Origin of the sequence: Enterobacter cloacae complex sp. ECL352 (assembly GCF_020149545.1) — a bacterium.
In the GTDB taxonomy this organism is placed as follows: domain Bacteria; phylum Pseudomonadota; class Gammaproteobacteria; order Enterobacterales; family Enterobacteriaceae; genus Enterobacter; species Enterobacter asburiae_B.
The window spans coordinates 2,491,251-2,506,179 of record NZ_CP083709.1; the positions used below are offsets into that span (position 1 = coordinate 2,491,251).

General features: G+C 54.0%; 11 protein-coding genes. 3 read left to right on the forward strand and 8 right to left on the reverse strand.

Translation table 11 applies throughout. The annotated features are described in order from the left end of the window. The first annotated feature begins 91 nt into the window (after positions 1-91). Complete coding sequence (locus LBF07_RS12165) at positions 92-832, forward strand: MipA/OmpV family protein (protein WP_094935095.1); 741 nt, start codon at positions 92-94, stop codon at positions 830-832. Between the two features lie 383 nt (positions 833-1,215). Continuing rightward, on the forward strand, positions 1,216-1,671 hold the full coding sequence (locus LBF07_RS12170) for a 4Fe-4S dicluster domain-containing protein (RefSeq protein ID WP_094935096.1): 456 nt from the start codon (positions 1,216-1,218) through the stop codon (positions 1,669-1,671). On the opposite strand, the gene LBF07_RS12175 is transcribed toward LBF07_RS12170, so the two are convergent. The 4 genes from LBF07_RS12175 to LBF07_RS12190 all read right to left on the reverse strand — a co-directional run bounded on the left by LBF07_RS12175 (position 1,655) and on the right by LBF07_RS12190 (position 8,433). Next, positions 1,655-3,373 carry a ShlB/FhaC/HecB family hemolysin secretion/activation protein gene (locus LBF07_RS12175; RefSeq protein WP_058841875.1) on the reverse strand — a complete coding sequence of 573 codons (1,719 nt, stop codon included), beginning with the start codon at positions 3,371-3,373 and terminating at the stop codon, positions 1,655-1,657. The genes LBF07_RS12170 and LBF07_RS12175 overlap by 17 nt on opposite strands. A gap of 119 nt (positions 3,374-3,492) precedes the next feature. Then, positions 3,493-4,290: a collagen-like triple helix repeat-containing protein gene (locus LBF07_RS12180; protein ID WP_224435038.1), complete on the reverse strand. Its 798-nt coding sequence runs from the start codon at positions 4,288-4,290 to the stop codon at positions 3,493-3,495. Positions 4,291-4,905: 615 nt separating this feature from the next. Beyond that, positions 4,906-6,162, reverse strand: a complete 1,257-nt coding sequence (gene avtA / locus LBF07_RS12185) for a valine--pyruvate transaminase (RefSeq protein WP_033147014.1) — start codon at positions 6,160-6,162, stop codon at positions 4,906-4,908. A gap of 240 nt (positions 6,163-6,402) precedes the next feature. Further along, on the reverse strand, positions 6,403-8,433 hold the full coding sequence (locus LBF07_RS12190) for an alpha-amylase (RefSeq protein WP_094935098.1): 2,031 nt from the start codon (positions 8,431-8,433) through the stop codon (positions 6,403-6,405). 314 nt (positions 8,434-8,747) lie between these two features. On the opposite strand from LBF07_RS12190, the gene LBF07_RS12195 reads away from it, so the two are divergent. Continuing rightward, the gene (locus LBF07_RS12195) at positions 8,748-9,572 is read left to right on the forward strand and encodes a protein bax (RefSeq protein ID WP_032661838.1); all 825 of its coding nucleotides are present in this window, start codon (positions 8,748-8,750) and stop codon (positions 9,570-9,572) included. 38 nt (positions 9,573-9,610) lie between these two features. Here the strand turns inward: LBF07_RS12195 and xylR are convergent, their stop codons facing one another. From xylR to xylF, 4 genes are all read right to left on the reverse strand, one after another. Continuing rightward, positions 9,611-10,789: a D-xylose utilization transcriptional activator XylR gene (gene xylR / locus LBF07_RS12200; protein WP_094935099.1), complete on the reverse strand. Its 1,179-nt coding sequence runs from the start codon at positions 10,787-10,789 to the stop codon at positions 9,611-9,613. Positions 10,790-10,822: 33 nt separating this feature from the next. Further along, positions 10,823-12,004 (reverse strand): xylose ABC transporter permease XylH, encoded by a 1,182-nt coding sequence (gene xylH, locus LBF07_RS12205; protein WP_033147011.1) that lies wholly within the window; start codon positions 12,002-12,004, stop codon positions 10,823-10,825. Further along, positions 11,982-13,523, reverse strand: coding sequence for a xylose ABC transporter ATP-binding protein (locus LBF07_RS12210; protein ID WP_039261158.1), 1,542 nt, complete (start codon positions 13,521-13,523; stop codon positions 11,982-11,984). Before LBF07_RS12210 ends, xylH begins: the two co-directional genes overlap by 23 nt. Before the next feature lie 72 nt (positions 13,524-13,595). Continuing rightward, positions 13,596-14,588 carry a D-xylose ABC transporter substrate-binding protein gene (gene xylF, locus LBF07_RS12215; protein WP_032650791.1) on the reverse strand — a complete coding sequence of 331 codons (993 nt, stop codon included), beginning with the start codon at positions 14,586-14,588 and terminating at the stop codon, positions 13,596-13,598. Between the last annotated feature and the right edge of the window lie 341 nt (positions 14,589-14,929).

Consider the following 14,929-nt stretch of genomic DNA (forward strand, 5'->3'; position numbering starts at 1 on the left):
ATAATATTATATAAACCGCAGCGTTGCATTGGCAAATTTGTAACCATTATTATGCGCCTCGCTTGTTTGGCATTTTAATGGATTACATGTAATGACTATTAAATACAATTTACTCATCGCTGCCACGTTATTTGCAACATCCTCAGCAATGGCCGGTGACTTTTCACTAGGAGCGGGGGCTGTATTTAATGAGTCTCCTTACAAAGGCTATAACGAAAATACTACCGCAGTACCGTTAATTAGCTACGAAGGCGATAGCTTTTATGTTCGCCAGACCATGGGCGGGTGGATCCTGTGGAAAGACGCAAAAAATGAACTCAGCCTGACCGCATCGTGGATGCCGCTGCATTTCGATCCTGATGACAACGACGACCATCATATGAAAAAGCTTGATGAGCGTAAAGCTTCTGCCTTCCTCGGCGGCGCGTACTACCGCCACGAAAGCTGGGGTTCGCTGAAAGTGGCGGTCTCGGGCGATGCCACGGATGAAAGCGGTGGTATGATCGGCGAGGTTTCATACTTCCGTCCAATCAGGATGGAACGCCTGACCCTGACGCCCTCTGTCGGTATTTTCTATAGCGACGAAAGCTATAACGACTACTACTATGGCGTATCCGGCAGCGAGTCTCGCCGCTCAGGTCTGGATGAATACACCGCCGGTGACAGCTGGACGCCATACGTTGGCCTGGCGGCCAAATATCAGTTAACCCAGAAGCTGTATCTTAACGCCAGCGCGGTCTACACCGTATTGCCTGACGACGTGAAGAACAGCCCGATGATCGACCGCGACGACAGCTTCGCGCTGATGACCGGCCTGACCTGGCGTTTCTGATGCGCTAAAGCCGGGTGGCGGCTTCGCCTTACCCGGCCTACATGGACTGCCATCGCAGTTTTACGTAGGCCCGTGCAAGCGAAGCGCCGCCGGGCATATTTGAGGGTACCGATCTCCCGTTTTCCCTTCCCGTCATGGCTTCCTCATTAATATTCCTGATACGCTAATGCGATCTGCGCCATCAATAAAGGTGTGCATCATGTGTATCATTCTTAAAGAAAATTAAACCTGGTACTCTCGTCCGGATTTGGCGACGGGCGTGAATTAAGCACGGATATCAGGAGTCGTTATGTTTTATCCGGCTTACATTCATTCTGACTTCGACGGTAGCGCCAGCGGCTATCTCAAAAGAACCGGCTTTTAACGTGCGCGAGGCGTAACACATGAACCGATTTATCATGGCGGATGCGGAAAAATGCATTGGGTGCCGCACCTGCGAAGTGGCCTGCGCGGTGTCGCATCAGGACGCCGTCTCCGCTAATGCCTTTTCGCCCCGCCTTCGGGTGGTTAAGGGAAGTTCATACACTACGGCAGTGGGTTGCCATCAGTGCGAGGACGCGCCGTGTGCTAACGTCTGTCCAACCCATGCCATCAGCCGTACGGCGGGAGCCTGGCTCGTTGAGCAGACGCGCTGCATTGGGTGCAAAAGCTGTGTGGTGGCGTGTCCGTACGGGGCGATGCAGGTGCGCCTGGAGGGAAATAAGGCGCAGGCGCTGAAATGTGATTTATGCCTGCATCGCGAAGGCGGACCGGCCTGCGTGGAGGCCTGTCCAACCCACGCGTTGCGCTGCGTTGACCCTGCCAGGATTCGGGCTGAAAAGCTTACTGCATTTTATTGAAATTCCACGTAAACGTCAGACTGTAGCGCCAGTCTCTGTTGCGACTGTCTGTCGGAACATCCCCGACGGGTCGTGCCGCCTCAACCGTGACGCTATAGTGGCGCGTATCGCCTATCATCACCCCGGCAGCCACTGACCCGAGCCGCTGATGAGGCAAACCGGACGTGTTAAACCAGGTTTGCGCGGTATCGGCCAGGATATAGGGCTGGATGGTGGCAAGCCAGGTACTCTCTTTTCGCATCTTGATATAGCGCAGTTCTACCTGCCCGCCATAGCCGTAATCACCGCTTGCTTCACTGTCCTGATATCCACGGCCAAAGCGCTGGGCACCGAAGCTAACGCGTTCGGGCTCTGGCAACGTGTTATTTGACCAGTCTCCCTCCCATGATGTTGATAGCCGCCATTTGTCGGCAAACAGCCAGGCTGCGTCTAAATAGCTTTTTGTGAGCGTAAAATTAATATCGGGTTTAGGCGCTGAGACGATATCGGCACCCATCGCATCAATACCCTGTCGTACGTTGAGTCTGCCGCTGATGCTGGCGGTTGTGAATTGATGTGCACCATTGATACCCACTTCCAGCGCCGGATAACGTGCGTGTTGGTTGACGGAGTCCAGACTGTAGGTTTTGCCCTGCAGTCTGGCCTGCAGGGCATAGTCATCCTGGCGGTCGGTATAATCAAAACCGCTGGTCAGATTAATTTGTGATTTTTGCGTCAGCAGCAATGGATAGCCAAACGTCACGCCGCCGTTGTATTGCGTGGTTTTTTGCTTCGAATCGACCTGAATATTATTGGGCAAAGTGAGCAGGGGGGAAAAATCCCGCGGATTTTCACGGTAATAGCTGCCTTTGATCTGCATCGTCAGCCCTTCATCGTTTAAAAACTGCTGCCAGTTCAGACCCACATAGTTTTTTCGCGTGTTGCTATCTAACGGTATAAGCGTAGCCACGCCAAGCTGATCGCCATAGCTTGTCAGGTTGCTGAGCGTTCCGTTCAGCATCATTACATCTTGCCCTTTACGGGTGTCGATCGTGGAGGCGATATTCCAGCTCCGCTCCTCATTACCGGTTATCTGCATCGCCGCCGCGCCATAGATATTGGTTGGCAGCTGCGCGTTGGCCGTGACCGGAACGTTCGGGGTGCGGGTCATCAGCTGGCTATATCGATCGAACGTATCCTGAGACAGCGGTTTTTCCGCCATGATTTTTTCTGACAAGCGTTTAAGGCGCGCGGCGATATTGGGGTTGTTACTGGTTATGTCGCTGTGCGCCACGTACCCTTCGACCAGGACAATTTTAATATTTCCCTGCTGGAAATTATTATCGGGCAGCCAGGCATAGGAGAGCGGAAAACCGTCGGCCTTGTAGCGCGCCGTAATATCATTTACCAGCCCCGTAAGCGTTTTTAGCGGCACGGTTTTTCCGGCGTAAGGCCTGAAGGGTTTAAGTAATTCCTGCAAGGGATAACGCGTGCCGCCAATAAACTGAATGTGATGAATGGTAATGGGCGTTTCAGGCGTCAGCGTTGACTGCGGTTTTTCTATTTTGACTTTCGGCTGTGGGACGGTCTCAGTCTGTTCTGGGGCAACGTTACGAGAAACTTGCGCCGGGTTATCAGGGTTAATAATAGAGGGCAGTGTATCGGCGCGGGCCATGCTCAACACAACCAGCCCCGTCAGCGAAAAAAGGAAATGGTTTTTCATCGCGCTATCCCTGTTCATCATTCCCGGTTAGGGGGAGTGTCGCTGTACGAAGCGCCCCTGAAGCAGGGGCGCAGAAAGGCAATAACCGTTTTACTGTTTTGGCGTCAGTAGACCGGTGGTTAACGTGTTGTTGTGCTGGCGGTAACGCCCGACGTCAGGGTATTGAGGGTTGTATTGACCGTCGCACCCAGGCTGTTGTTCGTGGCCGCCACAGTTGCATTAGCTGTGAGGGAGCCTGATCCTCCTCCGGTCGTCGAGGTGGCGGGTTTCACTAGCGTACCGGTATCCGTCACCGTCTGGCCGACGTTTTGAACGACCTGACCTACGCCGCTAAGCCCGCTATTACTGCTGCTAACGTTGGTGCCTACGCCGCTCACGGTGTTTCCTACCTGCGTCAGCAGGCCGTTGACCGGAGTACCCAGACCTGTTGTGGTGCCCACGCTTTGCGTCACGCCTTGTACTCCGCCCAGCGTCTTGTTCACCACAGTCGTGGTATCGGTTGTTACCTGAGCTACCGCAGGGCTACTGACCGTGTTGGTTAAACCTGTGCCGGTGTTACTGACTAACTGCCCGGTACTGTTTACCACGCTGCCCGTCAGGCCTGTTACGCCGCTAACCGGTGTTCCCGATGTCGAACTTGCCAGGCCCGTGCCTACCGTAGAGACGGTATTGCCCAAGGAGGTGACCGACGTGGTCACGCCCTGAACCGTCGTACCAACACCGTTCGCGTTGCCCGGATCGCCAATGCCGGAGGTGACGCCTGTTCCCACGGTAGAGACGGCACTGCCAACACCGCTGACGGTGGTTGAAACGGTTGATGTGACAGGATTATTTGTCGGGATCTGGCTTCCCAGACTGTCCACCGTAGAGCCGACGCTGGTCACCGTTTTACCGGCATCACCCAGCACAGTATTCACGCCTGCAGTGGTTGTGCCGCCACTGCCCGTTCCGGTTCCTCCGCTGCCGTTACCTCCGGTTCCCGTTCCTGAGCCCGAGCCTGTCCCTGAACCTGAGCCAGATCCGTTACTGCCTGAACCACCATTGTTAGCCGTTGTGCCACTTCCATCACCCGAGCCGGTATTACTTCCGGTTGCAGGGTTATTTTTGGCTGTTGAGTGAGATCCGCCACCGCTTCCACTGCAGGCAGAAAGAGAGAACGCGAGCAGTACCGCAGCAGCAATTACGCTGATGCGACTAGCATTATTAGGTAGCATAAAAATACTCCACGCAATAGAACGCCGAGCGGCGTATTAGTGAGTATATGCAGTATTTTAAAAATGCACACAGACTCGCTTCGAGGATATTTTTTTACCAGCGTTGTTTGTTTTAAATCTTATATAACAATGAGTTAATTAAGTTATTATTTAATGTCTACTTAATTATTTTTGAATTACTATAGTGCCATTAAAACAACAGGAATTATCCTAAATAATCCCTTTAAATAATAGGGCAATAAAGCTGAAGGATATATCCTTTATAAAATATATAGATCACGATAAAAATAAGGCTCTTCATCCGAAGAGCCTTAATATTTAACAATTGCCTTCGCGCCAGGCTTTTTCAATTTCTTCGGCGAGAATTTTAACACCCGCTTCGATTTTTTCCGGATCGGGTACGTAGTTCATGCGCATGCACTGGTGCGTATGCGGCCACGGCTTATCCAGTCCCGGGAAGAAATAATCGCCCGGTACCATCAGAACGCCGCGCTTTTTCAGGCGCTGGTAGAGCAGTTCGGTGGTGACAGGCAAATCCTTAAACCACAGCCACAAGAAAATTGCTCCTTCAGGTTTGTGGATCAGGCAGCGTTCTTCCGGCAAATAGCGGCGAAGTATCGCAATCGTCTCCTGAACGCGCTGGTAATAGAATGGCTTGATCACATCATTCGACAGACGCAGCAGGTCGTTGCGCTTAATCATTTCACACATCATCGCCGGGCCAATGCCGCCCGGTGAAAGGCTGATAATGCCGTTCATATTGGTAATGGCGGTGATGATTTTCTCGTTGGCGATGATGATGCCGCAGCGGCTGCCCGGCAGACCCAGCTTAGAGAGGCTCATGCACAGGACAATGTTCGGGTTCCACAGCGGACGTGCTTCGCTGAAGATAATGCCCGGGAACGGCACGCCGTAGGCGTTATCGATCACCAGCGGAATGCCGTGCTGATTCGCCAGCGCATCCAGCTTCATCAGTTCGTCGTCGGTGATCACGTTGCCCGTTGGGTTAGTCGGGCGCGATACGCAGATCATGCCCGTCTCTTCACCAATATGCAGGTGTTCAAAATCGACGTGATATTTGAACTGGCCTTCCGGCAGCAGCTCGATGTTCGGGCGCGCAGAGACGAACAGATCCTCTTCCAGGCCGGAATCAGCGTAGCCGATATACTCCGGTGCCAGCGGGAACAGCACTTTTTTGGTGGTGCCGTCGGCGCGACGCCCTGCGAACAGGTTAAACAAGTAGAAAAACGCGCTCTGACTGCCGTTTGTTAGTGCAATATTCTGTGGTTCGATATCCCAACCCAGCTCGTCACGCAGCATTTCGGCGAGGAGTGCCAGCAGTTCGGTTTTACCCTGCGGGCCGTCGTAATTGCAAAGCGCATCGGTTGCTTTGCCGCTTTCCAGCATCTGAGCGAGCAGCGTCTGGAAATAGGTATTCATCTCCGGGATTTGAGCCGGGTTTCCGCCGCCGAGCATGATTGCGCCCGGTGTGCGCAGCCCGTCGTTGAGATCCTCCATCAGGCGAGTAATGCCTGAATGGCGGGTAAATTTGTCGCCGAAAAGTGAAAACGTCATAGCAGGTGATCTGTCGAGCTTATTTTGAAAGTGGGTAACCATAACGCTAGCACCGTGCTGGTGCAAATCGGGTGATGTGGTCGGATTTGTTGTTTTGTATGGCGGAGTTGTATTTATATAGTGAATAGTTCTGGTGGATTTTCCCTCACCCCGACCCTCTCCCAAAAGGGAGAGGGGGAAAAGACGGCGCCGTGCGGTCCCCTCTCCCCTGCGGGGAGAGGGTTAGGGTGAGGGGGTGAATTATTGATTACCTGCCCATACCACCATCACCTTATCGCCATTATGCTCGCGCACGAATCCATACCCCTCTTTCAGCGATAGCGTGGTTTGTTTGCCTTCACCGATCGCCGGATGGCGGGCGCGGAACTGGCCCAGCGTTTGCCAGTGGGCGACGGTTAGGGCCTGCTTGCCCGTGACGTCCTGCCAGTTCATATCTGACCGGGTGCCCTGTAATGGATCAGAACCCGTTGGCCCGAACGGACGCTCGGATTCATCACCGTAATAGATTTGTACGCTGCCGGGTGCCAGCAGAAGCAGCTCCGCCGCGCGCTGGCCCCCTTCGCGGAACAGACGCGTATCGTGTGATGAGAGATAGCTCAGCACGTTGAAGCTTTGCAGCTTCTCCGCCATCTGCTGCCAGGTGAGATCCATATCGGCCAGACAATCCACCGCTTTTGCCGCCTGCTCCTGATAGTCAAAGTTGATCATCGCATCAAAACCGTGGCGGTAATAATCGCTTTGCATCACCCCGTGGCCCCAGGATTCCCCGGTCATCCAGAACGGTGCGTTGTCGAGCTTTTTGTCCGGGTTCGCCCCTTTCCAGGCGGCCAGCGCCTGGCTTGCCTGGTCTTTAAGCTGTTGCCAGGCCGCAAGCTCAACGTGTTTCGCCGTATCCACCCGGAAACCGTCGATGCCGTAGTCACGTACCCACTGGCTGAGCCAGTGGGTCAGATAATCTCGCGGGGTATATCCGGGGATGGCCTTCGCGTGGGTGTCGGGCTTGTGTTGGTAAAAGTTTGGCAATCCGGAAGGCGTCGTGGATTCCGTTTTCAAATCCGGCAGAAATGCCAGCGACATGGTCAAATCGTCGAAGCCGGGGTTGTCGTAATCGCCGATGTCCGTGCGGATCCACTTTTTGCCCCACCATTTCTCCCATGCGGCTTTGTCGCTGAAGTTGATGTAGTCGTTAAAGCTGTGCCAGCTTTGGCCCGCGCCCGGCTTCCAGTCCGTCCAGCGTTCTCCCAGCGTCTTTTTCAGCTCATCACCCTGAAGGTACAGGGCGCCAAACTGAAATTCCTGCATGTCTGCCAGCGTGGCATAACCAACGTGGTTCATGACGATATCGAACAGAACGCGGATCCCGCGCTTGTGCGCTTCGTCGACAAGATGGCGTAAATCATCTTCGGTTCCCATGTTGGCGTCGAGCTTCGTCCAGTCCTGGGTGTAGTAGCCGTGATAGGCGTAATGCGGGAAATCCCCTTTTGTGCCACCGCCTACCCAGCCGTGGATCTGCTCAAGCGGAGAGCTTATCCAGAGTGCGTTCACTCCCAGCTGCTGTAAATAATCGAGCTTGCCGGCAAGTCCTTTGAGATCCCCGCCGTGGAAGGTGCCAATCTCCTGCATACCGTCTTTGTTGCGACCGTAGCTGTTGTCGTTGCCCGGGTCACCATTCACATAACGGTCGGTCAGCACAAAATAGACGGTGGCGTTTTGCCAGCTAAACGGCGCGGGCTTGTCGGTTTCGGCGCGCTCAAGCAGCAGGAGGCCGTTACTGTTAGCGGCTGGCTGCAGGGTGATTTTTCCATTCTGCACCGTCGCCGTCTGTTTACTGTAGTAGTCGCGCACGACGGAGCCTTCCGGGAAGGTACTGCTAACGTCCAGCGTCAGCGGTTTACCGTCCCACTTCGGACACTGGCGGATGACGTTTGCAACCGGCTGTTCTGCGGCACTCTGAATCGTCAGCAGCAGAGTGGGCGTGCCGGAGCGAGTATCAATCCGCATCTGGTAGTCACCGTCGCGGAAAAGACGCCACTGCGGCGGCGTGCCGTCACAGGGCTTGAGCGACAGCATCTCATTGAGTTTTATCGCGTCCGCAGGCTGCCAGCACGTCTTGTCAAAACTTAGCGTCAGAGGACGCGTACCCTTCGCAAGCTTTGCCTGGCTGGTGAAGACCCCGGTGCCTTCGGCGCTAAATGCGCTAAACCCCGGCGATGACCAGTCGGCATGCGCCAGTGCGGGTAACATCAGAAAGGCTAATGCGGTACGTTTCATTCCTTTTTCCTGTCGCGGCATTTTTGACCAGTGTGCCATCAGGCGAGGGGCAAAAACTCATCCCCTGTCGCTTTCTGCCGGGAGGAAGCGTGAGGATGAGTGATCTCGCGCAAAATTAGGCAGTTATCTGCGATAGCGCACACAGTTTTTGTGGAACGATGTTTTTATGAGCAAGTTTCAGGTGACATAGTTTCGGAATTGGACTATTTCTATACGTGCTCTTGAAGTCTATTTTTGATATGATTTGAGATTCCGCTCTCAAATTTGTGAAAAAAATAAGGTGTTGGGATGATTACATCCGACCAGGAGACCTAATGATATCGACTCCCATTCGACGATATGGGGCTGCGATACTCATGTTACTCACCACGGCATTTTCGGGTGAGGTGCTTGCGAAGACGCACACGGATACAACGAGTAAGAAAGCCCACGTAATAAAGACGACAAGTAGTAAGGTTAGCAGTAAACAAGAGTATTCTCGCAATAGTGCAAAGAGTAGTTCACTTCCTGATTTGCGAAAATACCCTTCCGGAACACCAAGGAAAAAAGCGTTTCTCCGGACGGTAATGCCTTACATCACGAGTCAAAATGCCGCGATTACTGCGGATCGTAACTGGCTGATTTCCAAACAGTACGATAGCCGCTGGTCGCCGTCAGAGCGCGCGCGTCTGAAAGATATCACGAAGCGCTACAAGCTGAGCTGGAACGGTAACACCCGTCGTGTGCCGTGGAATGCTCTCCTTGAGCGTGTAGATATCATCCCGGGCAGCATGGTTGCGACCATGGCTGCTGCCGAAAGCGGCTGGGGGACTTCTAAGCTTGCGCGTAGCAACAACAACCTTTTCGGCATGAAATGTGTGAAAGGTCGTTGTAATAATGCCCCTGGCAAGGTGAAAGGCTATTCGCAGTTTGAATCTGTGAAAGATTCCGTCAGCGCCTATGTGGTGAATCTGAACACGCATCCGGCCTACTCATCGTTCCGTAAATCACGCGCTCAGCTGCGTAAAGCGGACCAGGAAGTGACGGCCAGTACGATGATCCACAAGCTGAAAGGTTATTCGACAAAGGGACAGAGCTATAACAACTATCTGTTCGCCATGTACCAGGATAACCAGCGTTTAATCGCCGCCCATATGTAATCTAAAAAAACGCCTTCCACTGGAAGGCGTTTTCTTTTCTATATCAGCACCTCGCTGTAGCGATCCCGATACTCCTTCGGCGTGGTCTCATACTCCTTGCGAAACACGGAATAGAAATATTGCAGAGACGGGTAACCGCACATCTGCGAGATTTCGTTGATCGACAGCGACGTGGAAATGAGCAGGCTGCGTGCTTTCTCCAGCTTTTCAGCATGGATGACGGCATGAATGGTTTCGCCCACCTCTTCTTTAAAACGCTTCTCCAGATTCGAACGCGAAATGCCCACCGAATCCAGCACCTGATCGACCTTTATCCCTTTGCAGGCGTGGTTGCGAATGTAGTGCATGGCCTGAATGACGGCCGGGTCGCTTAAGGAGCGATAATCGGTTGAGCGACGTTCCACGACGCGGACAGGAGGCACAAGCAAACGCTGAAGCGGCAGAGATTCTTTATCGAGCAGACGATGTAGCAGCTTCGCCGCCTGATAGCCCATCTGACGCGTGCCCTGTGCAACGGAGGAGAGCGCCACGCGAGACAGATAGCGGGTCAGTTCTTCGTTATCAATGCCAATCACGCACAGCTTTTCGGGCACCGGAATGTGTAAATGTTCGCAGACCTGCAGCACGTGCCGCGCGCGAGCGTCCGTCACGGCGATAATACCGGTTTGCGGCGGCAGCGTTTGCAGCCAGTCCGCCAGGCGGTTTTGCGCGTGCTGCCAGTTTTCCGGCGCGGTCTCCAGCCCCTGGTACACCACGCCGCGATACTTCTCCTGCGCGACCAGCTGGCAAAACGCGTGTTCTCGCTCAGCGGCCCAGCGCTTGCCGCTGGTGGCCGGTAACCCATAAAACGCGAAGCGATGGACGCCTTTCTCTTTTAAATGAAGAAAGGCGGCCTCGACCAGGGCATGGTTATCGGTGGCAATATAGTGGACCGGCGGATAGTGTTCGGGCGAATGGTAGGAGCCGCCGACGCCCACAATCGGGACGTCGACGTCGGTCAGCAGCTGCTCAATGATGGGATCGTCATAGTCGGCGATGACGCCATCGCCCAGCCAGTCTTTAATGTTCTCCAGACGGGTGCGAAAATCTTCTTCAATAAAAATATCCCATTCAGATTGCGACGCCTGCAAATATTCACCAACACCTTCCACCACCTGACGGTCGTAGGCTTTATTGGCATTGAATAACAACGTAATGCGGTGACGCTTTTCAAACATGGCTCACTTCCCAATTAAGTCACAATACGGTTATCAGGCCCGTCGCTTGGTGGCCGAGTCCATCCAGACTGCCAGTAAAAGAATGGCCCCCTTGACGATATACTGCCAAAACGTCGGGACGTCCATCATACTCATCCCGTTATCCAACGACGCCATGATAAATGCCCCCATGACCGCGCCCGCCACGCTCCCGATACCCCCTGCGAGGCTGGTACCGCCAATGACGCAGGCGGCGATAGCATCCAGCTCGGCGATGTTACCGGCGGAGGGCGAGCCGGCGCCCAGACGCGAGCTGAGGATCAACCCGGCGATAGCGACCATCAGGCCGTTAATGGCGAAAACTGCCAGCTTGGTACGTTCGACATTGATACCTGAGAGGCGGGCAGCTTCAAGGTTGCCGCCTATGGCATAAATACGGCGGCCAAACGCGGTGCGCGTCGCCATAAACATACCGGCCAGAAGTAAAAGCGCCAGCAGCAGGACGGGGGTCGGAACGCCGCGATAGTCGTTTAAAAGCCAGATGGCGCCCAGCACAATAACCGCCGTGAGCGCCTGACGCCCCACTACCGACGTTGACGCTGGAGAAGCCAGCCCCAGCGCCTGACGGCGCATGCGTCCACGCCACTGCCACGCGACAAACCCCAGCAACCCCACCACACCGAGGGTAAAGCCCACGGTATCCGAGAGGTAACTCTGGCCAATCTGCGACATGGCTGCACTGGTCGGGGAGACGGTGGTGCCGTTAGTGATGCCGATTAAGATCCCGCGAAAGGCCAGCATCCCCGCCAGGGTGACAATGAACGATGGCACCTTACGGTAGGCAACCCACCAGCCGTTCCAGGCTCCCAGTACCAGACCCAGCACCAGCGTGACCGCCACGGTCAGCGGCAGCGGCCAGCCGAGCCAGACGTCAAAAATCGCCGCCACGCCGCCGAGGAGACCCATCATCGACCCGACCGACAGGTCGATCTCCGCGGAGATAATCACGAACACCATGCCCACCGCCAGAATGCCGGTGATGGCGGTCTGGCGGAGCAGGTTAGAGACGTTACGTGCGCTTAAGTACGAGCCATCGGTCATCCAGGTAAAGAAGAGCATGATGACGATAATGGCCGCGATCATCACGAAAACCTGCAGGTTAAGCGCTTTTAAGCCCGCGAACGCACCGGGCGTCGGAACAGCGACTTTGATATCAGACGGATTGCTTTTCGACATGACGTTCGCTCCTTAAAGCGGCTTCCATCACCTGCTCCTGCGTCAGGTTCTGGTTAATCAGGTTGGCTTTCAGTTTTCCCTCATGCATGACCAGCACGCGGTCGCTCAGTCCGAGCACTTCGGGTAATTCAGACGAAATGACAATGACGGCAATCCCTTGTTGTACAAGCTGATTAATCAGTTTGTAGATTTCATATTTGGCACCGATATCAATCCCGCGCGTTGGCTCATCAAGAATTAATATGCGTGGATTGAGAAGCAGGCAGCGCGCCAGAATCGCCTTCTGCTGGTTTCCCCCGCTCAGACGGCCAATAGCCAGTTCCGGCGAGGAGGTTTTGACCTTCAGCCGGGCAAGCGACTGGAGGATGCACTGCTGCTCGGCGGCGTCGTCCAGGCTGCTCAGCGCGCCGGAGAACCGATCGAGTGCCGCAAGCGTAATGTTTTTACCCACCGCCATCACCGGTACGATGCCGTCTTTCTTACGATCTTCCGGCACCATGGCAATGCCGTGGGCAATCGCCTGCTGGCAGTTGTCGATTTTCACCGGCTGGCCGTCGATATAAACCGTGCCCTCCCAGCGCCCCGGCCACACGCCAAACAGGCACTGTACGGCTTCGGTGCGCCCGGCACCGACGAGGCCGGCAATCCCAAGAATTTCACCACTGTGAAGGGAAAACGAGACGTTATTGACGCGCTTGATGTGGCGGTTAACGGGGTGCCACGCGGTGAGGTTTTCCACGCGCAGCACTTCATCGCCCTTAGCGTGAGGCTCATTCGGGTAGAGCGCCGTCAGCTCGCGGCCCACCATCATGGTGATGATGTCATCTTCACTCATGCCGGCGGCTTCACGCGTGCCGATGTGCTGCCCGTCGCGGATCACGCAGATGGTGTCCGAAATGGCTTTGACCTCGTTCAGCTTGTGCGAAATGTAGATACAGGCGATGCCGTGGTTTTGCAGATCGCGGATGATGTTGAGAAGAACCGCGGTTTCCTGTTCGGTGAGCGAGGCCGTTGGCTCATCAAGGATCAGCAGCCGGACCTGTTTATTTAGCGCCTTCGCTATTTCGACCAGCTGCTGTTGACCCAGGCCCAGATCCCCCACGCGGGTATCCGGTGAAATGTTGAGGCTCACCTGCGCCAGCAGCTTTTCGCAGCGGAGCGTCATGGTGTCGTAATCCAGCACGCCGCGGTGGGAAATTTCGGCCCCGAGGAAGATGTTCTCCAGCACGGTGAGATGCTTCACCAGCGCCAGCTCCTGGTGGATGATGGCGATGCCTTTGCGTTCGGTATCGCGGATGTGTGTCGCCTGAATCACTTCGCCAGCAAAGACGATTTCGCCTTCGTAGCTGCCGTGTGGGTAGATCCCGCACAGCACTTTCATCAGCGTCGACTTGCCCGAACCGTTCTCGCCGCACAGCGAAACCACTTCGCCGGGGTTCAACCGGAGGCTAACGTTGTCGACGGCTTTCACCGTGCCGAAGCGCTTGGTGATGCTTTTCATTTCAAGTAAATAGGGCATAACCGCTCCACATAACCCGAGGGAAGAACAGTACAACGTGATGCGCCCCCGCAGAGCAGGGGCCGCGCCGGATTACAGTTCGCTCTTCTTGTGGAAACCGTCTTTAACCACGGTGGCGTCAATGTTCTCTTTATTGACTTCAATCGGCGTGAGCAGGCGAGCCGGAACGTCTTTCAGGCCGTTATTCAGCGTTGCGTCTGCTTTAGGTTGTTTGCCATTACCCAGCTCCACGGCGATTTCCGCCGCCGTATTGGCCAGCTGGGTAATCGGTTTGTAGACCGTCATGGTTTGGGTGCCTGCGATAATGCGTTTTACGCCAGCGAGATCGGCATCCTGTCCTGAAATGGCGACTTTTCCGGCCAGCCCCTGTGCGCTCAGGGCCTGGATAGCACCGCCTGCAGTGGCATCGTTGGAGGCCACAACCGCATCAATTTTGTTGTTGTTGGCCGTCAGCGCGTTTTCCATAATTTTCAGCGCGTTTTCTGGCAGCCAGCCGTCGGCCCACTGATCGCCAACCACTTTAATTTTACCGTTGTCGATGTACGGTTTAAGGACTTTCATTTGCCCTTCGCGGAACAGTTTGGCGTTGTTATCTACCGGAGAGCCGCCCATCAGGAAATAATTGCCCTGAGGCACTTTGTCGATCAGGCTTTGCGCCTGTAATTCCCCGACTTTTTCATTGTCGAAAGAAATATAATAATCAATATCCGCATTATTAATCATGCGGTCATAGGCCAGGACTTTTATGCCTTCCTGTTTGGCTTCTTTCACCACGTTACTTAATACCTGGCCGTTATAGGGGATAATGACCAGAACATCGACGCCACGGTTGATCATATTCTCAATCTGCGACATTTGTGTTTCTTCGTTGCCGTTAGCCGACTGAACAAACACGCTTGCGCCGAGAGATTCTGCTTTCTTCACAAAAATATCGCGATCTTTTTGCCAGCGTTCCAGGCGCAGGTCGTCAATCGCCATGCCAATTTTGACCTCTTTGGCATGTCCTGCAAAGCTTGCAAGGAGAAGCGTAGTGCAGAGCGTTAGAGTCAGGTTCTTTATCTTCATAATTATTAGGCCTTTTTGTAGGGGTATGTGTTGCTGAGATAAAAGAAACATTCACTACTGAGACGCAGCAAATTTTTAACGCGGAAAGGCGGGCTGGCAATTACAGATTTTTATCTTCTCATTATGATATTTGGTTTATTTCTGAATTTATGACCGCGATCGGATTTTAAAATACGTAACGTCTTAATTACATTTGATTCTGGAATACGCGCCGAAAAATAGTTTGTCTGCGCATTATTTTGCGAGCCAGCGCACAGTTGTGCATTCTCTCAATAGCAGTGTGAAATAACGTAATTGAGCAACCCAAAATGTCTATTCACTATTACTCCTGTATCAACGAC